Raw genomic sequence first — 17,994 nt, 5'->3', positions numbered from 1 at the left:
ACCCTAAGATGCGGGCTGTGACTGATGGCGACGACGACCTACGAGGCCTGCGCTCGAGGCTCGGCGAGCTGTCCACTGTGCAGCAGCGTTTCGAGGAGTCCCGGGTCGGCAAGATGGTGATCAGTGGCCTGCTGGTGGTCGCGTTCCTTGTGTGTGTCGCGTGGAACCTGCCGGATTCACCGATCAAGCGGGTCGTGCAACCCGCTCTCGCTCCGGTCGCGGTGCCGACGGGATTGGACCAGGGCTGGGCAATGTACGCGCCAGATCCGAGCAAGCGGGCGGACATGATCGAGGTCCAGGTCAAGATGGCGGACGGCGAGACCAAGACGTGGACGACGCAGCCCGGCCAGCCCGGCATCGGCTGGTGGGACAGATGGTTGAAGGTGCGGTATTACGCCGTGCTCGACGCCAACTTGCGACCGCAGTTGGCGCGCTGGGTTGTCAGACAAGTGACGGGGCCCGACGAGCAGGCCGTCGCCGTCGAGATAATCCTTCGCACAGAGACACTGCAGGCACCCGCCGACCGGGAGGGCGAAAGCGGGACACGTCGACCCACCGCAACGAAGATCATCTACCGAGAGCAGTTGGCGGGGACCCGATGAAGGACCGGTGGAACGCCTTCTGGTTCACGTCCGAGCCGGTCTACACTCTCGGCCTCGTCCGGATTGTGTTCGGCGTGGTGACCGTCGGGTGGACGCTGGCGCTCCTGCCCGATCTGTACGGAGTGTTCGGCGAGCAGGGTGTGGCGCCGCAGCCCGCGCGGCTCGACTATCAGTGGAGCGTCCTGGAGATCTGGCCAGGGGACCGGGCCCTGCTGATCTGCTGGGTGCTGCTGCTGGCATCGGGGCTCGCGCTGACCGTCGGTTGGCACAGCAGGATTGCCGCAGTTGCCGTGTTTGTGTTGCTTCAATCGTTCGTGCGACGCGGTATGTACATCGTCAACGGCGGTGATGCGATCCTTAGCATCATCGCGCTCATCATGGCGCTCTGTTCATGCGGCGCGGCGCTGTCCATGGATCAGCGGCGTCGGACCGGTTTGTTCTGGTCGGCACAGAAGCGGTCGGTGTGGCCTGTCCGATTGCTGCAGGTTCAGCTATCGGTGATCTATCTCGTCTCGGTACAGGCGAAGCTCACCGGTAAGACGTGGACCGAGGGCTCCGCGGTCTTCTACGCCTGGCGCAGCGATGGCCGGTGGGCGATGCTGCCCACGCCGGAGTGGTTGGCCGACAGCGCGATTCTGGTCAACGCGCTGTCGTGGGGCACCCTCGCGATCGAGTTGGCGATCGCGGTCCTGGTGTGGAATCGGCACCTGCGGTGGTGGGTGCTCGGCGCAGGGGTCGTGATGCACCTCGCGATAATGGTCAACCTCAACGTCGCGTTCTTCAGCATCGCGATCTTCGTTCTCTACGTCGCGTTCGTTCCTGCGGACACGGTTCGCGACATCCCGTCGCGAATTGCCGGCCGATGGCGTCGGCCTGCCGAAAAAGAACCCGCTACTTAGGAACTCACCCAGTTCGGCGGGCGCTTCTGCAGAAAGGCCATCATGCCTTCTCTGGCCTCTTCGGAGACGAACAATTCGGCGGACTGCCGCGTCAACGCCTCGGCATCCCGGTCGAACGCCGCCAGCAGCGGCGCGGTGGTCAGGGCCTTGGAGGCGGCCAAGCCCTGCGGCGAGGCCTTGCCGATCTCTGCGGCCAGGGCCGCCACCGTTGCCTCGACGTCGTCGGTGGCGACGGTGATCAGGCCGATGTCGGCGGCCTCGGCGGCGCCGAACTTCTCGCCGGTCACGAAGTAGCGCCCCGCGGCGCGGGTCGTCATCTTCGGCAGCAGGGTGAGCGAAATGATCGACGGCGCGACACCAATGCGCGCTTCGGTCAACGCGAATGTGCTCGCCTGGCCCGCCACCGCGATGTCGCATGCGCCCACGAGTCCCAGCCCACCGGCGCGGACGTGTCCGTCGATCGCGCCGATCACCGGGATCGGCAGTTCGAGGATCCGGCGCAGCAGCCGGGTCAGTTCGCGTGCCCGTTCGACGGCGATATCAGCGGGGTCACCACCCGAGGCCTGTGCGAGATCGGCTCCTGCGCAGAAGGTTCCGCCGGTGTGGCCGAGCACCACCGCACGGACTCCGCCGTCCGTGGTGGCGTCGGTCAGGCCCTGATGCAGCTGGTCCACCAGTGCGGTCGACAGCGCATTGCGGTTCTCCGGCGAGTCCAGCGTCAGGCGCGCAACGCTGCCCTCGACGGAATAGCGGACGAGCGCGCTCATCAGTACGACCTGGGCAGACCCAGTGACGTCTGCGCGACGAAGTTGAGGATCATCTCTCGGCTCACGGGTGCGATGCGGGCCAACCGCGACGCCACCAGCACCGAGGCGATGCCATACTCCTTCGTCAGGCCGTTGCCGCCGAGGCACTGCACCGCCTGATCGACCGCGCGCACCGACGCCTCACCCGCCGCATACTTGGCCATGTTGGCGGCCTCGGCCGCGCCGACGTCGTCGCCGAGGTCGTACAGCGATGCGGCCTTCTGCATCATCAGCTTCGCCAGCTCGATCTCGATGTGGTTCTGCGCCAACGGGTGTGACAGTCCTTGGTGCGCGCCGATCGGCGTCTTCCACACCTGGCGCGTCTTGACATACTCGGTGGCCTTGTTGATCGCGAACCGGCCCATCCCGACCGCGCTGGCGGCGCCCATGATGCGCTCCGGGTTGAGTCCGGCGAACAGTTGCGCGATGGCCGCGTCTTCGGACCCGACGAGCGCGTCGGCGGGAAGTCGCACCTCGTCCAAGAACAGCTGGAACTGGTTCTCGGGGCTGACGATCTCCATGTCGATCTTGGTCCACGTCATGCCCGGTGTATCGGTGGGCACCACGAACAGTGCGGGCTTGAGATTGCCCGTCTTGTGGTCCTCAGTGCGTCCGACGACCAGCACCGCCTGCGCCTGGTCGACGCCCGAGATGTACACCTTCTGACCCGACAGAATCCAGTCGCTGCCGTCACGGCGGGCGGTGGTGGTGATCTTGTGACTGTTCGACCCGGCGTCGGGTTCGGTGATCGCGAACGCCATGGTGATCGAACCGTCGGCGATTCCCGGGATCCAGCGCTTCTTCTGCTCCTCGGTGCCGAACTTGGCGATGATGGTGCCGTTGATGGCGGGGGACACCACCATCAGCAGCAGCGCCGAGCCGGCGGCAGCCATCTCCTCCATGACCAGCGACAACTCGTACATGCCTGCCCCGCCGCCGCCGTACTCTTCGGGCAGGTTGACCCCGATGAAGCCGAGTTTGCCTGCCTCGCTCCATAATTCGGTGGTGTGCTCACCTTTGCGGGACTTCTCCAGATAGTACTTCTCGCCATAGTTGGCGGCCATCGCGGCGACTGCCTTGCGCAGGGCCTGCTGTTCTTCGGTCTCGACGAAGCTACTCATGTGATTCCTTCAGGGTTGTCCACTCGGGCGAGTACGGCCCCGACGTCGACCTGCTGGCCGACCTCGACGTTGAGTTCGGCGAGCACTCCGTCGCCGGGCGAGGTCACGGTGTGCTCCATCTTCATCGCCTCCAGCCACACCAGTGGCTGGCCGGCAATCACCGGGTCGCCCACCGCGGCGCCGATGCGCAACACCGATCCGGGCATGGGCGCCAACAGCGACCCCTGGGCAACAGCGGCATCGAGGTCGCCGAAGCGAGGTAGCGCCACGAGATGCACGGGCCCCAGGGATGAGTCGACGTACACGTCGGCGCCGTATCGCGCGACATCGAAGGCACGCTCCACACCGGCAATGGACAGCACGACGCGATCGGCGGCGGAGGACAACGGACCGACGCCGTCGTGGTCGGGAAGGTGCACGCCGTTGCGGGTACAGCGGTAGCGCACGATGTGTTCGCCGCCGGCAGCGTCGCTGTAGGACTTGGTCTGGAATCCGGACGCCAGGCTGCGCCAGCCGCTCGGTGCGGCGGCGAACACCGTTGCGTTGTCCCGGTTCTGCGCGGCATCGGCGAGTGCCGCGGCGACCGCCGAGAGTGCGGCGGCCCGGTCGTCGCCCAGTGGGGCGGATAACCGGTCGAGGCCGTGGGTGTCGAAAAACGCCGTGTCGGTGGCGCCGTCGAGGAACGCCGGGTGCCGCAGCACGTTGACCAACAAATCGCGGTTGGTCCTGATGCCGTGCAGCCGGGTGCGGGTCAGCGCATCGGCAAGGACGGCCGCGGCCTGGCGTCGCGTGGGTGCGTAGGAGATGACCTTGGCGAGCATCGGGTCGTAGAAGGTCGACACCTCCGAGCCGTCCTTGATGCCGGTGTCGACACGCACCGTCTGCGGTACCGCGAACCGGTGCACGGTGCCCGCCTGCGGCTGCCAGTTCTTCGCCGGGTCTTCGGCGTACAGCCGTGCCTCGATTGACGATCCACGCGACGGTGGCGGTTCGGGATCGAGCCGTCCGCCATCGGCGACGTGCAGCTGCAACTCGACGAGGTCCAGCCCGGTGGTGGCCTCGGTGACGGGATGTTCGACCTGCAGTCGGGTGTTCATCTCGAGGAAATAGAAGGACCCCGCCCCTGGACCATCTGGGTCCGCCATGAACTCGACGGTGCCCGCACCGGCGTATCCGATGGCCTCGGCGGCCAACCGCGCGGCGTCGAACAGCTTGGCGCGCATGCCTTCCGTCCGCTCGACGAGTGGCGAGGGCGCCTCTTCGATGATCTTCTGATGGCGGCGCTGGATCGAGCATTCGCGTTCGCCGACCGCCCACACGGTGCCGTGCTGGTCGGCCATCACCTGGACCTCGACGTGATGACCGGAGGCGAGGTAGCGCTCGCAGAACACGGTCGGATCGCCGAAGGCCGACTGCGCTTCGCGGCGTGCGGCCTCCACGTGCCCGGGCAACGACGACAATTCGTCGACCACCCGCATACCACGGCCGCCGCCACCGGCAGAGGCCTTGATCAGCACCGGCAACTGGTCGGCGGAGACGGTATCGGGATCAAGTTCCTCGAGCACCGGGACGCCCGCGGCCGCCATCATTTTCTTCGCCTCGATCTTGGAGCCCATTGCGGCGACCGCGGCCACCGGTGGACCGATCCACGTAAGCCCGGCATCGGTTACCGCGGCGGCGAACTCAGCGTTCTCCGACAAGAATCCGTATCCGGGGTGGATCGCGTCGGCCCCGGCCGCCTGTGCGGCGGCGATCAGCTGCGCCGCGTCGAGGTAGCCCCTGGTGCCTTCGAGCCGCACCCGGGCGTCGGCCTCGGCGACGTGCGGAGACGCCGCGTCGGGATCGGTGTAAACGGCGACCGTGCCGATGCCGAGCTTGCGGCACGTGTCGAAGACGCGGCGAGCGATCTCGCCACGATTGGCAACCAGCACTCGAGTGATCATGCGTGCCTCACATCCGGAAGACGCCGAAGTTCGACGTCCCCGTGATCGGGCCATTGGCAATGGCGGACAGGCACATTCCCAGCACGGTGCGGGTGTCTCGCGGGTCGATCACCCCGTCGTCGTAGAGTCGGCCGGACAGGAACATCGGCAGCGACTCCGCCTCGATCTGCGCCTCCACCGCGGCCCGCAGCGCGGCGTCGGCGTCCTCGTCGACCTGCTGGCCGCGAGCCTCGGCGGCGGCACGGCTGACAATCGACAGCACGCCCGCCAGCTGCGTGCCCCCCATGACCGCGGACTTGGAGCTGGGCCACGCGAAAAGAAACCGGGGATCGTAGGCGCGGCCGCACATCCCGTAGTGGCCCGCACCGTAGGAGGCGCCGATCAGCAGGGAGATGTGCGGCACGGTCGAATTCGAGACGGCGTTGATCATCATCGAGCCGTGCTTGATCATCCCGCCCTCCTCGTATTTGCGGCCGACCATGTAGCCGGTCGTGTTGTGCAGGAACAACAGTGGCGTGTCGGCGCGGTTGGCCAGCTGGATGAACTGGGTGGCCTTCTGCGACTCCTCGGAGAACAACACCCCGCGGTGGTTGGCCAGGACGCCGATCGGATAGCCGTAGAGGGTGGCCCAGCCGGTCACCAGGGAGCCACCGTATAGGGGTTTGAACTCGTCGAAGTCGGAGCCGTCGACGATGCGGGCGATGACGTCACGCGGATCGAACGGGATACGCAGATCGGCGGGGACGATGCCGACCAGCTCCTCCGGGTCGAACAGCGGCTCGGTGACCGGGCCCGGCGGTGGGCCCTGCTTGCGCCAGTTCAACCTGGCCACGATGCGACGGCCGATGCGGATCGCGTCGAGCTCGTCGACCGCGAAGTAGTCACCGAGTCCCGAAGTGCGGGCGTGCATCTCGGCGCCGCCCAGCGATTCGTCGTCGGATTCCTCGCCGGTCGCCATCTTCACCAGCGGCGGCCCGGCCAGGAAGACCTTGGAACGCTCCTTGATCATCACCACGTGGTCGGACATTCCGGGGATGTAGGCACCGCCGGCCGTCGAGTTGCCGAACACCAGCGCGATGGTCGGGATGCCCGCCGCCGAGAGCCGGGTGAGGTCGCGGAACATCTGACCGCCGGGTATGAATATCTCTTTCTGCGTCGGCAGATCGGCGCCGCCGGATTCCACCAGTGACACCACCGGCAGCCGGTTCTGCAGCGCGATCTGATTGGCGCGCAGGATCTTTTTCAGAGTCCACGGATTGCTGGTGCCGCCCTTGACCGTTGGGTCGTTGGACACGATTAGGCACTCCACGCCCTCGATCGCGCCGATGCCCGTCACGACGCTGGCCCCGACGGCGAAGTCGCTACCCCATGCGGCCAGCGGGCTGAGTTCCAGGAACGGCGAGTCGGGGTCGAGCAGCATCTCGATGCGTTCGCGCGCGGTCATCTTTCCGCGGTCGTGATGACGTTGGACGTACTTTTCACCGCCACCGGCCAACGCCTTGGCGTGTTCGGTCTCGAGTTCGGCGAGTTTGGCGGTCATCACGTCCGCGGCCTCGGAGAACGCCGAGGACCTCTTGTCGATCGTCGACTTCAGCGCGGTCATGGTTGGAAACCAAGGGTTTTCGCCGCGAGGCTGGTGAGGATCTCCGTCGTCCCACCGCCGATGCCCAGGATGCGCATGTCGCGGTACTGCCGCTCCACCTCGGATTCGCTCATGTATCCCATTCCGCCGAACAGCTGCACTGCCTGATTGGCCACCCACTCGCCGGCCTCCACGGCGGTGTTCTTGGCGAAGCACACCTCGGTGATCAGGTTGGTCTCACCCGCGAGCTGGCGCTCCACCACGCTGTGGGTGTACACGCGGGCCACATCGATGCGTCGCGCCATCTCGGCGAGGGTGTTCTGCACGGATTGACGTGTGATCAACGGCCTGCCGAACGTCTCGCGGTTGCGGCACCATTCGACGGTCAGGTCGAGGCACCGTTGCGCGCTCGCGTATGCCTGCGCGGCCAGCCCGACCCGTTCGGAGACGAATGCGCCTGCGATCTGGATGAATCCGGTGTTCTCTCCACCGATGAGGTTGGCGGCCGGCACCCGCACATCTGTGTAGGAGAGCTCTGCGGTGTCACTGGACCGCCAGCCCATTTTGTCCAGTTTGCGGCTGACTTCGAATCCGGGTGTGTTCTTGTGGACGACGATCAGCGAAACACCCGCAGCGCCGGCGCCTCCCGTGCGCGCTGCGGTCACCACATAGTCCGCCCGCACACCGGACGTGATGTAGGTCTTCGCGCCGTTGATGACGTAATCGTCGCCATCGCGGACGGCGCGCGTGGTCAGGTGCCCGACGTCCGAGCCGCCCCCCGGTTCGGTGATGGCGAGGCTGCCGATCAGGTCGCCGCGCAGTGTCGGCCGCACATAGGTGTCGATCAACCGCTCGTCCCCGGAGGCGATCATGTGCGGCACCGAGATCCCGCAGGTGAACAGCGAGGCGAACACGCCGCCGGGTGCGCCGGAGTAGTGCATCTCCTCGCAGATGACCACCGCGTCCGCACCGTCGCCGCCGCCCCCTCCGACGGCTTCGGGCATGCCTGCCCCCAGCAAGCCCGCATCGCCAGCCTTGCGGTGCAGCTCGCGGGGCAGGTCGCCGCTGCGCTCCCACTCGTCGACGTTGGGCAAGATCTCGCGTTCTGCGAACGCCCGCACCGTCTTTCGAAGTTGTTCCCGTTCCGGGGTGTGCCAGATGGCTGTGCTCATTCCTCGACTCCCACTCGCTCCGGTCCTCGCTCGTGCCTCGCTGCGATCCTCACTCGCGCTCGCCTTCGGGTGACAAGCACTCCTCAGGGATGTCGACATGGCGGCTGCGTAGCCATTCACCAAGACCCTTGGCCTGTGGATCGAAGCGGGCCTGATAGGCCACCCCTTGACCTAGGATGCCCTCGATCACGAAGTTGACCGCGCGCAGCCGAGGCAGCAGGTGGCGGATGACTTCCAAATCCGCTGTCTCAGGCAGTAACTCGCGAAGCTTGTCGACGGTGATGGTGTGCGCCAGCCATCGCCAGTGGTCGTCGCGCCGTACCCACAACCCGACATTGGCGCTGCCGCCCTTGTCGCCGCTGCGCGCACCGGCAATCCGTCCCAGCGGCACGCGTCGGGTTTCGCCGAACGACTGCGCCGAGGGCAGCTCGGGCGGTGCCACCGGCGCCAGGTCCAGTGTCTCGGCGGCCGGGGCGATGTCGGTGCGGCCGCCGTCGGCGTGGACGGCGACATGGGCGACCTCGGTGGCGGGCACGAACGCGGGGTGGAAAACGCCATAGATCTGACCGTCACCCGGGGGGGCGGTGCTGGTGAAACCAGGATAGCTGGCCAACGCGAGTTCGACAGCCGCCGAAGAGAATTGACGTCCGACGTTGGCCGGATCGGGGTCGCGCACCACGCAACGCAGCAGTGCGCTCGCGGCTTCCTCGGTGTCGGCGTCGGCGTGGTCGGTGCGCGCCAGCGTCCATTGCATCTCGGCGGGCTTGACCGCCAGGGCGCTCTCGAGCTGTCTGCGCACCAGCGCGGCCTTGGCCTCGATGTCCAATCCGGTGAGCACCAAGGTCATCTCGTTGCGGAATCCACCGATGCTGTTGAGCGAGACCTTCAACGTCGGAGGCGGCGCTTCGCCCGTCACCCCGCTGATGCGAACGCGGTCCGGTCCGTCGTCGCTGAGTTCGATGGTGTCGACGCGCAGCGTCGCATCGGGATTGGCGTATCGCGCACCGGTGATCTCGTAGAGCAGTTGTGCGGTGACGGTGTCGATGGTGACCGCTCCGCCCGTACCCGGGTGTTTGGTGATGACCGACGATCCGTCGGAGTGGATTTCGGCGAGTGGAAAGCCCGGATGCGTGAGGTCGGCTATCTCGGTGAAGAACGAGTAGTTGCCGCCGGTGGCCTGTGCGCCGCACTCGATGACGTGGCCTGCGGCGATCGCGCCCGCGAGCCGGTCGTAGTCGGTGCGACCCCATCCGTGGTGCGCGGCAGCCGGCCCGACTATGACCGACGCGTCCGTGACGCGACCGGTGACGACCACGTCCGCGCCGGAGTTCAGGCAGTCGACGATGCCCCACGCCCCGAGGTACGCGTTGGCCGCCAGCGGTGTGCCCGCGGCCGGCGTCTCCGCGGTAGCGGCGCCGAAGCCCGATGTCGCCGCCGTAGCGGCTCCGAAGCCCGATGTCGCCGCCGTAGCGGCTCCGAAGCCCGATGTCGCCGCCGTAGCGGCTCCGAAGCCCAACTCCTCGGCGCGTGGCAGCAGATCGTCGCCCTCGACGTGGGCCACCCGCACGCTCAGCCCGAGGCGGTCCGCCAGATCGCGCACCGCCTGTGCCAACCCGGCGGGGTTGAGGCCGCCGGCGTTCGCGACGATCCGCACGCCGCGATCCAGCGCGGTGCCGAGGCACTCCTCGAGCTGGATCAGAAAGGTCTTCGCGTAGCCGCGGTCGGGCGACTTGACGCGGTCGCGGGCCAGGATCAGCATCGTGAGTTCGGCGAGGTAGTCACCGGTGAGATAGTCCAGCTCACCGCCGGTGAGCATCTCTCGCATGGCCGCGAGACGGTCACCGTAAAAGCCCGAGCAGTTGCCGATGCGGACCGCTGCAGAACTAGTAGCCACGCGCCTCCTTGCGACGTATCAACCAACCGGTAGGTTAGCGGGTACCGGTGGTATCGCGCCAAGCCACTCCGCTGTTTTGGAGGCTACGCAGGTCACCGGCTATCCTGAAGAGCAATTGCCGATGCCTGAGTCGTTGCGCGGCACATACTTCATCAGAGATAGACCCTCGACAGGAGATTTTCGATCATGGCTGTTCCCAAGCGGAGGATGTCGCGCGCGAATACCCGTAGCCGGCGTTCGCAGTGGAAGGCCAAGCGCACCGAGCTCGTCGGCGTGACGGTGGCCGGTCAGCAGCACAAGGTGCCGCGCCGTCTGCTCAAGGCTGCGCGCCTCGGCCTGATCGATCTCGACCGCCGCTGATTTCGTCCCCGCTCGTTGGGTGGGGTGTTCTCTTCGGACAAGATCGGCGCGCCTCTCAGGCCGCTCTCAGATAGCGGGTTGACACTGTGGCTGTGCGAATACTTGTCGTCGACGATGACCGCGCTGTGCGCGAATCGCTGCGTCGATCGCTCTCCTTCAATGGTTACTCCGTCGACCTGGCGCAGGACGGACTCGAAGCTCTCGAGCTGATCGCCAGCGATCGGCCGGATGCCGTCGTGCTGGACGTGATGATGCCGCGGCTCGACGGCCTCGAGGTGTGCCGTCAGCTCCGCAGCACCGGCGACGACCTGCCGATACTTGTGCTGACCGCGCGAGACTCGGTCTCCGAGCGGGTCGCCGGCCTGGACGCAGGTGCCGACGACTATCTCCCGAAGCCGTTCGCGCTCGAGGAACTGCTCGCCCGCATGCGCGCCTTGCTGAGGCGCACCTCGCCTGATGAGGGCACGGATACACCGGCGATGACGTTCTCCGACCTGTCGCTGGATCCGGTCACTCGCGAGGTCACCCGTGGTCAACGTTCGATCAGCCTGACGCGCACCGAGTTCGCGCTGCTCGAGATGCTCATCGCGAACCCGCGGCGGGTGCTCACCCGCAGCCGCATCCTCGAAGAGGTGTGGGGTTTCGACTTCCCGACCTCGGGCAACGCCCTCGAGGTGTACGTCGGCTACCTCCGCCGTAAGACCGAGGCCGAAGGAGAGCCGCGACTGATCCACACCGTGCGCGGGGTGGGTTATGTGCTGCGCGAGACACCTCCCTGATGTCTGGTCGGAAATCCTCGCCTCGGCCCGGGCCATATCCACAGACGGTGCAGTCGACGGCCAGTTCGTTGTCGCTGCGCTGGCGGGTGATGCTGCTCGCGATGTCGATGGTGGCGATGGTGGTGGTCTTGATGGCCGTCGCCGTGTACGCCGTCGTCTCGCGCGCGCTCTACGACGATATGGACAACCAGCTGCACAGCCGTGCCAGCCTGCTGATCGAAAGCGGCTCGCTGACCACCGATCCCGGTAAGGCGATCGAGGGCACCGCGTACTCCGACGTGAACGCGATGCTGGTCAATCCCGGGCGCTCGATCTTCACCGCGAACCAGCAGGGGCAGACGCTGCCACTGGGTGATCCCGAGAAAGCCGTCATCCGTGGCGACCTGTGGATGTCGAAGCGATCGGTCGACCAACAGCGGGTGCTGGCCCTGCATCTGTCCAACGGCAGTTCGCTGCTGATCTCCAAGAGCCTGGTGCCGACCGACAAGCTGCTCAAGCGGTTGGGCACCGTGCTGCTCATCGTCGGTGGGGTCGGCGTGGTGGTGGCCGCGATGGCAGGTGGTGCCGTCGCCCGCGCGGGCCTGCGGCCGGTGGCGCGGCTCACATCGGCGGCGGAGCGCGTTGCGCGCACCGACGATCTGAGGCCGATTCCGGTATACGGCAGCGACGAACTCGCCCGTCTCACCGAGGCTTTCAACATGATGCTGCGTGCCTTGGCCGAATCGCGCGAGCGGCAAGCACGGCTGGTCACCGACGCCGGCCACGAACTGCGCACGCCGCTGACGTCGTTGCGCACCAACGTCGAACTGCTGATGGCATCGATGGCCCCGGGTGCACCGCGGCTGCCTGAGGAGGAGATGGCGGGCCTGCGCGAAGACGTCATCGCTCAGATCGAAGAGCTGTCCACCCTCGTCGGGGATCTAGTCGACCTGACTCGCGACGAAGCCGGCGTCGTCATTCACGAGCCCGTCGACATGACCGAGGTCGTGGACCGCTCATTGGAGCGAGTTCGCCGTCGCCGCAACGACATTGAGTTCGATGTGAACCTGGTGCCATGGCAGGTCTACGGTGATGGCGTCGGCCTGGGCCGCGCGGTACTCAATGTGCTCGACAACGCCGCCAAATGGAGCCCACCCGGCGGACGGGTCGGTGTGAGGTTGTCACAGGTCGACTCGATGCATGCCGAGTTGGTGATCACCGATCACGGCCCCGGTATCCCGCCTCAGGAACGGCGGTTCGTGTTCGAGCGCTTCTTCCGCTCTGCCTCCGCACGTGCGATGCCGGGATCGGGCCTTGGGCTGGCGATCGTGAAACAGGTTGTGCTCAAACACGGCGGCGCGCTGCGCGTAGAGTACGCCGTGCCGGGCGGGCAGCCGCCGGGCACCGCGATACACATCGTTCTGCCGGGCAGACCGATACCCGGTGAATCCGCGCGACACGCGGTCACAGACGTGGACTTGCCCGTGGTCAGCGTCGACAATGATTAGCCTAGGCGCGCTCTGGGGAAGCAACTCTGTGCATGTCCCGAACGTTCTCTAAGTGGATTCTCAGCCCGCTTAGGCAACTTTGAGAGTGCGAACGCCGTTGTTCTGGATGTCTGACCCACAACAGGAAAAGAGCACCGCAGCGACATGACCAACCATCCGAGGTATTCGCCGCCACCGCCACCGGGTCGCCCCGAGCCCGCGGCCGCCGGATACCCCGCTGCGCAGCGGCCCGATCCATATCAGCGACAGCCGTATGACTGGCGTTACCAGACGCAACAGCAACAGCAGGCTTTTCGCGCCCCCTACGATCCGTATAGTGGTGCGCCGCAGCCGGCGACGGCGCGATTTCCCCAAGCGCCCCTTCCGGTGCAGCAGGTCCAGAAGCGTTCTCGCGCAGGCTCTTTGATCGCCGGCGCCATCGCAGTCGCGGTCGTGTCCGCCGGTGTGGGCGGGGGAGTGGCGCTGCTGGTGCAGCCCGAGCGGCCCGCGGCGACGTCGACCATCAACGGCGCCGCTCCCGGCCAGCCCGTCGCCAGCCTGCCCGCCGGCTCGGTCGAACAGGTCGCGGCCAAGGTGGTGCCCAGCGTGGTGAAGCTCGAGGTGGACCTCGGCAGGCAATCCGAGGAGGGCTCCGGAATCATCCTGTCGCAGGACGGCCTCATCTTGACCAACAACCACGTCGTCACCGCGGCGGCCCCAGGCGGGCCCGGCGGCCCGGGCCGTCCGGCCGCACCCACTGGCGACGGCGCCGCGCAGACCAAGGTGACGTTCGCCGACGGCCGCAGCGCGCCGTTCACGGTGGTCGGCACCGACCCCAGCAGCGACATCGCCGTGGTGCGCGCCCAGGGAGTGACGGGTCTGACGCCGATCACCGTCGGCTCGTCCGCCAACCTGCGCGTTGGCCAGGACGTCGTGGCGATCGGTTCGCCGCTCGGGCTCGAGGGCACGGTCACCACCGGCATCATCAGCGCGCTGAACCGACCGGTCGCCGCCGGCGGTGACATCCGCAACCAGAACACGGTGCTGGATGCGGTGCAGACCGACGCCGCTATCAACCCCGGTAACTCCGGGGGTGCGCTGGTCAACATGAACGGCGAGTTGGTCGGCGTCAACTCGGCCATCGCCACATTGGGCGGCGACGCCGATGGTGCGGCGCAGGGCGGATCCATCGGGCTCGGCTTCGCCATCCCGGTCGACCAGGCCAAGCGCATCGCCGACGAGCTGATCGAGAACGGCACCGCCTCGCACGCCTCACTGGGTGTCCAGGTCGGCAACGACGCGACGGTCGACGGTGCCCGCATCGTCGAGGTGACCGGCGGCGGTGCCGCCGCGGCCGCGGGCCTACCCAGTGGCGTCGTGGTGACCAAGGTCGACGATCGGGTGATCAACAGCGCCGATGCGCTGGTCGCGGCGGTGCGATCCAGGGCGCCCGGCGACAAGCTGACGCTCACGTACCTCGATACCGCCGGCAAGCCGCAGACCGTGGAAGTCACACTCGGCAAGGCCCAGCAGTGAGGCCCACTGTGATCTCCGGACCGACGACCCTGAGAGTGGCTGCGCCGCTGTCGCTGCCCGGATATACGGTTGGCGTCATGGAACAGCCAGGGGAATTGGTGGGCCGAGCATTGGTCGTCGTGGTGGACGACCGCACCGCGCACGGTGACGAGGAGGACCACAGCGGTCCGCTGGTCACTGAATTGTTGGGTGAGGCGGGCTTCGTGGTGGACGGCGTGGTCGTGGTGGCCGCCGATGAGGTCGAGATCCGTAACGCGCTGAACACCGCGGTCATCGGAGGAGTGGACCTGGTGGTGTCGGTCGGCGGGACCGGTGTCACGCCGCGTGACGTCACGCCCGAGGCGACGGTCGATCTGCTCGACCGTGAGCTGCTGGGTATCGCGGAGGCACTGCGGGCGTCCGGGTTGTCTGCCGGTGTCGCCGATGCCGGACTGTCGCGCGGCCTGGCAGGAATCTCCGGGAGCACGCTGGTCGTGAATCTGGCCGGATCTCGTGCCGCGGTGCGCGATGGTATGGCGACCCTTACTCCGCTGGCCGTGCAGATCATTGGACAGCTGTCGAGCCTCGAAATTTAAGAGAGATCTGTGAGCGGTCGCGCAAAAGTGTGATCTTTGTCACAGCGGAGGAGGGTCATGGCTGACCGGCCGGAGCGCCCGCGCGACGCGGTCGACGAGATTTTCGGCGAAGCACTGCGTCCGAAGTTTATTGACGATCGCGAAAATTCATTTGCCGACGAAACCGATCATGATAAATGGTTGCGGGAGAACACGCCTCCGCACCATCAGTGACCTGCGGATATTCGTACGCATAGGGATGCCGCGAACGCTGCCTTGATCTTGACCTCCGCGCTTGGCACCAGGGGCGAATTGCTGACCTCGACGATCCGCGCCGCGGTCGCCGGGGCTTAGCTTTCAGCGTTACTGAAGTGAGCAAAGTGGCAGGCCTGGTAACGCTGTCTCGGGTATTTGCGATCTCACGTTGCCGGGCTGGTGCCCGACCGTTATGTTCCTCGTGTCAACGATGAGTAGGACGTAAGAGCAGTATGTGGCGTTTCTCATTTGCGTCACATGAGACTCCTGCGTTGTGTGTGGTGTACGCAGCAGTGCCAGGCACGAACAACAGAAACAGAGTGAGTCCCCTCGGCTCACTGTCGACATAGCTAGGGAGAACATGAAGGTATTCAGTCGGGTGCTGATGGCGCTGGTTTTGGCAATAGCCGGAGCCATCGCGTCGCTGTTTGTGAGCACTGGCACCTCTCACGCCGGGCTGGACAACGAGCTGAGCCTTGTTGACGGCCAAGACCGGACATTGACGATCCAGCAGTGGGACACGTTCCTCAATGGTGTGTTTCCGTTGGACCGCAACCGGCTGACCCGCGAGTGGTTCCACAGCGGTCGCGCCAAGTACATCGTGGCCGGCGCGGGCGCCGAGGAGTTCGAGGGCACCTTGGAGCTGGGCTACCAGATCGGCTTCCCTTGGTCGCTGGGTGTGGGCATCAACTTCAGCTACACCACCCCCAACATCCTGTTCGACCAGTTCGACCCTTACACCTTGGGAGCCAGCAGTGGCTTCGTCACCACGCCGAACCTGTTCCCCGGTGTGTCGATCAGCGCCGACCTCGGTAACGGCCCCGGTATTCAGGAAGTCGCCACCTTCTCGGTGGATGTCGCCGGTGCGTCCGGCGGTGTGGCGGTGTCCAACGCTCACGGCACGGTGACCGGTGCTGCCGGTGGTGTGCTGCTGCGTCCGTTCGCTCGGCTCATCTCGTCGGCTGGTGACAGCGTCACCACCTACGGCGAGCCCTGGAACATGAACTAACACCTCTCCCAGGCAATACGGCAACAGCCTCCCGGATCATCCGGGGGGCTGTTTCCGTATGTCGCTCAAGTCTTGTCGTTGCTCGTGGTCTCCGCGGTGTCGGTGCCGCGCCCGGGGGTGTCGGCCAAGAGGTTGCGGATCTCGGTGAGCAGCGACAGCTCGGTGTCCTGAGCCTGCTCGACCTCGCCCTTCTTTCGCAACCTGTTGTAGGGCAAGACGACCAAGAAGTAGACGACGGCTGCGACGAGGATGAAGTTGATGGCAGCCGACAACAGAACGTTCAGGTCGATCGTCTGGCCGCCGCCGATGCCGATTTGCAGGATGCCGTAGTCGGAGTCTCCGCCCGCGCCGATCCGGTTGATGAGCGGCTGGATGATGCTGTCGGTGAACTTGGTGACCAGCGCCGTGAACGCGGTGCCGATGACCACTGCGACCGATAGGTCGACGATGTTGCCTCGCGCGAGAAACTCCTTGAAGCCCTTGAACATGCGCGCGCTTCCTTTCTATGAGCCGGCTGTCTGACAGACATCGACGTTAGTCCCGATGGTCCTGCGGCACGCGGGGTCCGATGCTAACTTGCGTGGTGATGCCAGTTCGGCTGTTTACCAGACAAATTTGGAAAGGCGTGCCATGCGGTGGCTGTTCGCGGTGGTTGCAGGAATGCTGATCGTGATCTCGGCGATCGCACCGAGTCCCGCCAACGCGCAACCGGTTCCGCCCCCGCCGCCGCCCACCCAACCCGGCTCGTCGAGCACCGATGAGTTGGCCGACATGGTCCTGGATGCGATCGAGCACGATTCCGTCGCGGCCCCGACCACCACGCCGGTCCCGCAACCCTGACGCGGTCAGTGGAAGGTGAGCGTGACGGTCTGCACCAGCGCCGCACCCGCCGCCTTGTTCGCGTCGTGAGCCGGTAGGGCGACAAGCACCACACGATCACCGCCGCCCGCCCCGGTCGATTTCGGGGATACCAGGACGACCACCGCGTCGGTCGCCACGACCGCAGGCTCGGCGTCGCCGCCAACGCCCGCATCGGCTCCGGCGCCGAGTACATCAACGATGTCGCCGGGCCGGATCAGGTCGAGCAGGGCGGTGTCGTCAAGGTGGAGTGGAACGATGCGCGCATTGGGACCTGCCGCCGATTCAGCCAGCCGCGGTCCCAGCAACCGCACATCGGTCAGCGCCTCGCCGCGGCGCGCCGGGCCAGCCAACGTCGCGCCGACGACGACCGTGGGATCTGCCTGCGATCCATCGGGAACCGTTGTTGCCAAACGGGTTTCGAGCCGGACATCGTCCGCCGTGAGTTCGATGCCCGGCGCCAGGTCCCGGGCGGCAACGACGATGTCGGTGCGCTCGTGCGCCGGGTCGGGCCGAAGTGCCGCGACGGCAGCCAGGATCACGAGAGCGCCGGCGGCGACGCGCCGGGCCGCCGCGGTGCGTGACCAATCGGGGCGCAGACGATCGACGAGTCGGCTCAGCGCCGTCGGATTGAGCGATTCCCCCATACCGCCAAACTAGGCAGCCGAGGAGGGTGATGGCGCGGTCTGACGTCGCGCCTGTGGATAACTAGCTCGATGCCGCCGCGGCGGGCGCCGAACTCGACGAGCTGGAGCTCGAGTCGCTGGACGACTTCGAGGTGGACTTGTCCGCTGACGTGGACTCAGAGTCGCCGGACGAACCGTTCGAGGACGCCGATGACGACGAGGATGCCGACGAGGAGCTCTTGGACGCCTCGCGGCTGTCGTTGCGGTAGAAGCCGCTGCCCTTGAACACCACTCCCACATTGCCGAACAGCTTGCGCAGGCGACCGCTGCACTGGGGGCAGGTGGTCAGGGCATCGTCGCTGAAGGCCTGCACCTCATCGAAGCGATGGTCGCATTCGGTGCACGCATAGGAATACGTGGGCACGAAAACCTCCGAGGTAGTCAAACTTCTTAGCACTCTACCGGCTCAAGTGCTAGAACCGCTACGTGGCCGTCGCCATTCCCGTCCGGCTCGATGCGAATTCGGCGCGCT

The 17,994-nt window shown here is 66.4% G+C and carries 19 protein-coding genes; 10 read left to right on the top strand and 9 right to left on the bottom strand.

Annotation, left to right across the window (positions count from 1 at the left end; all coding sequences use genetic code 11):
* Positions 1-17 precede the first annotated feature (17 nt).
* Positions 18-602 carry a hypothetical protein gene (locus G6N42_RS16875; RefSeq protein ID WP_163730618.1) on the top strand — a complete coding sequence of 195 codons (585 nt, stop codon included), beginning with the start codon at positions 18-20 and terminating at the stop codon, positions 600-602.
* On the top strand, positions 599-1,501 hold the full coding sequence (locus tag G6N42_RS16870) for an HTTM domain-containing protein (protein WP_163730617.1): 903 nt from the start codon (positions 599-601) through the stop codon (positions 1,499-1,501). Before G6N42_RS16875 ends, G6N42_RS16870 begins: the two co-directional genes overlap by 4 nt.
* On the opposite strand, the gene G6N42_RS16865 is transcribed toward G6N42_RS16870, so the two are convergent.
* From G6N42_RS16865 to G6N42_RS16840, 6 genes are read right to left on the bottom strand one after another with little or no spacing between them, the layout of a single operon-like run.
* Positions 1,498-2,268, bottom strand: a complete 771-nt coding sequence (locus G6N42_RS16865) for an enoyl-CoA hydratase family protein (protein WP_163730616.1) — start codon at positions 2,266-2,268, stop codon at positions 1,498-1,500. The two genes, G6N42_RS16870 and G6N42_RS16865, sit on opposite strands and share 4 nt — an antisense overlap.
* Positions 2,268-3,428 (bottom strand): acyl-CoA dehydrogenase family protein, encoded by a 1,161-nt coding sequence (locus G6N42_RS16860; RefSeq protein WP_163730615.1) that lies wholly within the window; start codon positions 3,426-3,428, stop codon positions 2,268-2,270. The genes G6N42_RS16865 and G6N42_RS16860 overlap by 1 nt, the downstream gene beginning before the upstream one ends.
* A complete protein-coding gene (locus G6N42_RS16855; protein WP_163730614.1) occupies positions 3,425-5,371 on the bottom strand; it encodes an acetyl/propionyl/methylcrotonyl-CoA carboxylase subunit alpha in 1,947 nt (648 codons plus the stop codon). The genes G6N42_RS16860 and G6N42_RS16855 overlap by 4 nt, the downstream gene beginning before the upstream one ends.
* 7 nt (positions 5,372-5,378) lie before the next feature.
* Positions 5,379-6,974 carry an acyl-CoA carboxylase subunit beta gene (locus G6N42_RS16850; protein ID WP_163730613.1) on the bottom strand — a complete coding sequence of 532 codons (1,596 nt, stop codon included), beginning with the start codon at positions 6,972-6,974 and terminating at the stop codon, positions 5,379-5,381.
* Entirely contained in the window at positions 6,971-8,125 is a 1,155-nt protein-coding gene (locus tag G6N42_RS16845; protein WP_163730612.1) for an acyl-CoA dehydrogenase family protein, read from the bottom strand. Before G6N42_RS16845 ends, G6N42_RS16850 begins: the two co-directional genes overlap by 4 nt.
* A gap of 49 nt (positions 8,126-8,174) precedes the next feature.
* Positions 8,175-10,019 (bottom strand): acyclic terpene utilization AtuA family protein, encoded by a 1,845-nt coding sequence (locus tag G6N42_RS16840; protein ID WP_163730611.1) that lies wholly within the window; start codon positions 10,017-10,019, stop codon positions 8,175-8,177.
* A gap of 186 nt (positions 10,020-10,205) precedes the next feature.
* Between G6N42_RS16840 and rpmF the strand changes: the two genes are divergently transcribed.
* From rpmF to mspA, 7 genes are all read left to right on the top strand, one after another.
* Complete coding sequence (rpmF, locus tag G6N42_RS16835) at positions 10,206-10,379, top strand: 50S ribosomal protein L32 (RefSeq protein ID WP_066978450.1); 174 nt, start codon at positions 10,206-10,208, stop codon at positions 10,377-10,379.
* 92 nt (positions 10,380-10,471) lie between these two features.
* Positions 10,472-11,158 carry a response regulator transcription factor gene (locus tag G6N42_RS16830; protein ID WP_163730610.1) on the top strand — a complete coding sequence of 229 codons (687 nt, stop codon included), beginning with the start codon at positions 10,472-10,474 and terminating at the stop codon, positions 11,156-11,158.
* The gene (locus G6N42_RS16825; RefSeq protein WP_163730609.1) at positions 11,158-12,645 is read left to right on the top strand and encodes a HAMP domain-containing sensor histidine kinase; all 1,488 of its coding nucleotides are present in this window, start codon (positions 11,158-11,160) and stop codon (positions 12,643-12,645) included. Before G6N42_RS16830 ends, G6N42_RS16825 begins: the two co-directional genes overlap by 1 nt.
* Before the next feature lie 144 nt (positions 12,646-12,789).
* A complete protein-coding gene (locus tag G6N42_RS16820; RefSeq protein ID WP_163730608.1) occupies positions 12,790-14,160 on the top strand; it encodes a S1C family serine protease in 1,371 nt (456 codons plus the stop codon).
* A 29-nt stretch (positions 14,161-14,189) separates the two neighbouring features.
* A complete protein-coding gene (locus G6N42_RS16815; RefSeq protein WP_163737698.1) occupies positions 14,190-14,735 on the top strand; it encodes a MogA/MoaB family molybdenum cofactor biosynthesis protein in 546 nt (181 codons plus the stop codon).
* 57 nt (positions 14,736-14,792) lie between these two features.
* Complete coding sequence (locus G6N42_RS30965) at positions 14,793-14,948, top strand: hypothetical protein (RefSeq protein WP_174262097.1); 156 nt, start codon at positions 14,793-14,795, stop codon at positions 14,946-14,948.
* Positions 14,949-15,330: 382 nt separating this feature from the next.
* The gene (mspA, locus tag G6N42_RS16810; protein WP_163730607.1) at positions 15,331-15,978 is read left to right on the top strand and encodes a porin MspA; all 648 of its coding nucleotides are present in this window, start codon (positions 15,331-15,333) and stop codon (positions 15,976-15,978) included.
* Between the two features lie 65 nt (positions 15,979-16,043).
* Here mspA and mscL read toward each other — a convergent pair whose 3' ends face one another.
* On the bottom strand, positions 16,044-16,466 hold the full coding sequence (gene mscL / locus G6N42_RS16805; RefSeq protein WP_163730606.1) for a large-conductance mechanosensitive channel protein MscL: 423 nt from the start codon (positions 16,464-16,466) through the stop codon (positions 16,044-16,046).
* A 142-nt stretch (positions 16,467-16,608) separates the two neighbouring features.
* Between mscL and G6N42_RS16800 the strand changes: the two genes are divergently transcribed.
* On the top strand, positions 16,609-16,818 hold the full coding sequence (locus G6N42_RS16800) for a hypothetical protein (RefSeq protein ID WP_163730605.1): 210 nt from the start codon (positions 16,609-16,611) through the stop codon (positions 16,816-16,818).
* A 5-nt stretch (positions 16,819-16,823) separates the two neighbouring features.
* Here G6N42_RS16800 and G6N42_RS16795 read toward each other — a convergent pair whose 3' ends face one another.
* Positions 16,824-17,483 (bottom strand): SAF domain-containing protein, encoded by a 660-nt coding sequence (locus G6N42_RS16795; RefSeq protein ID WP_163730604.1) that lies wholly within the window; start codon positions 17,481-17,483, stop codon positions 16,824-16,826.
* A 61-nt stretch (positions 17,484-17,544) separates the two neighbouring features.
* Positions 17,545-17,886 (bottom strand): FmdB family zinc ribbon protein, encoded by a 342-nt coding sequence (locus G6N42_RS16790; RefSeq protein ID WP_163730603.1) that lies wholly within the window; start codon positions 17,884-17,886, stop codon positions 17,545-17,547.
* Between the last annotated feature and the right edge of the window lie 108 nt (positions 17,887-17,994).

Origin of the sequence: Mycobacterium gallinarum (assembly GCF_010726765.1) — a bacterium.
Lineage (GTDB): Bacteria > Actinomycetota > Actinomycetes > Mycobacteriales > Mycobacteriaceae > Mycobacterium > Mycobacterium gallinarum.
This window is presented reverse-complemented; position numbering and strand designations above follow the sequence as displayed.

Bases quoted from the DNA above. Each gene is read 5' to 3' on its own strand.
- G6N42_RS16870 (WP_163730617.1), top strand. From the start codon at position 599: ATGAAGGACCGGTGGAACGCCTTCTGGTTCACGTCCGAGCCGGTCTAC.
- G6N42_RS16865 (WP_163730616.1), bottom strand. From the start codon at position 2,268: ATGAGCGCGCTCGTCCGCTATTCCGTCGAGGGCAGCGTTGCGCGCCTG.
- G6N42_RS16860 (WP_163730615.1), bottom strand. From the start codon at position 3,428: ATGAGTAGCTTCGTCGAGACCGAAGAACAGCAGGCCCTGCGCAAGGCA.
- G6N42_RS16855 (WP_163730614.1), bottom strand. From the start codon at position 5,371: ATGATCACTCGAGTGCTGGTTGCCAATCGTGGCGAGATCGCTCGCCGC.
- G6N42_RS16850 (WP_163730613.1), bottom strand. From the start codon at position 6,974: ATGACCGCGCTGAAGTCGACGATCGACAAGAGGTCCTCGGCGTTCTCC.
- G6N42_RS16845 (WP_163730612.1), bottom strand. From the start codon at position 8,125: ATGAGCACAGCCATCTGGCACACCCCGGAACGGGAACAACTTCGAAAG.
- rpmF (WP_066978450.1), top strand. From the start codon at position 10,206: ATGGCTGTTCCCAAGCGGAGGATGTCGCGCGCGAATACCCGTAGCCGG.
- G6N42_RS16825 (WP_163730609.1), top strand. From the start codon at position 11,158: ATGTCTGGTCGGAAATCCTCGCCTCGGCCCGGGCCATATCCACAGACG.
- G6N42_RS16820 (WP_163730608.1), top strand. From the start codon at position 12,790: ATGACCAACCATCCGAGGTATTCGCCGCCACCGCCACCGGGTCGCCCC.
- G6N42_RS30965 (WP_174262097.1), top strand. From the start codon at position 14,793: ATGGCTGACCGGCCGGAGCGCCCGCGCGACGCGGTCGACGAGATTTTC.
- mspA (WP_163730607.1), top strand. From the start codon at position 15,331: ATGAAGGTATTCAGTCGGGTGCTGATGGCGCTGGTTTTGGCAATAGCC.
- mscL (WP_163730606.1), bottom strand. From the start codon at position 16,466: ATGTTCAAGGGCTTCAAGGAGTTTCTCGCGCGAGGCAACATCGTCGAC.
- G6N42_RS16800 (WP_163730605.1), top strand. From the start codon at position 16,609: ATGCGGTGGCTGTTCGCGGTGGTTGCAGGAATGCTGATCGTGATCTCG.
- G6N42_RS16795 (WP_163730604.1), bottom strand. From the start codon at position 17,483: ATGGGGGAATCGCTCAATCCGACGGCGCTGAGCCGACTCGTCGATCGT.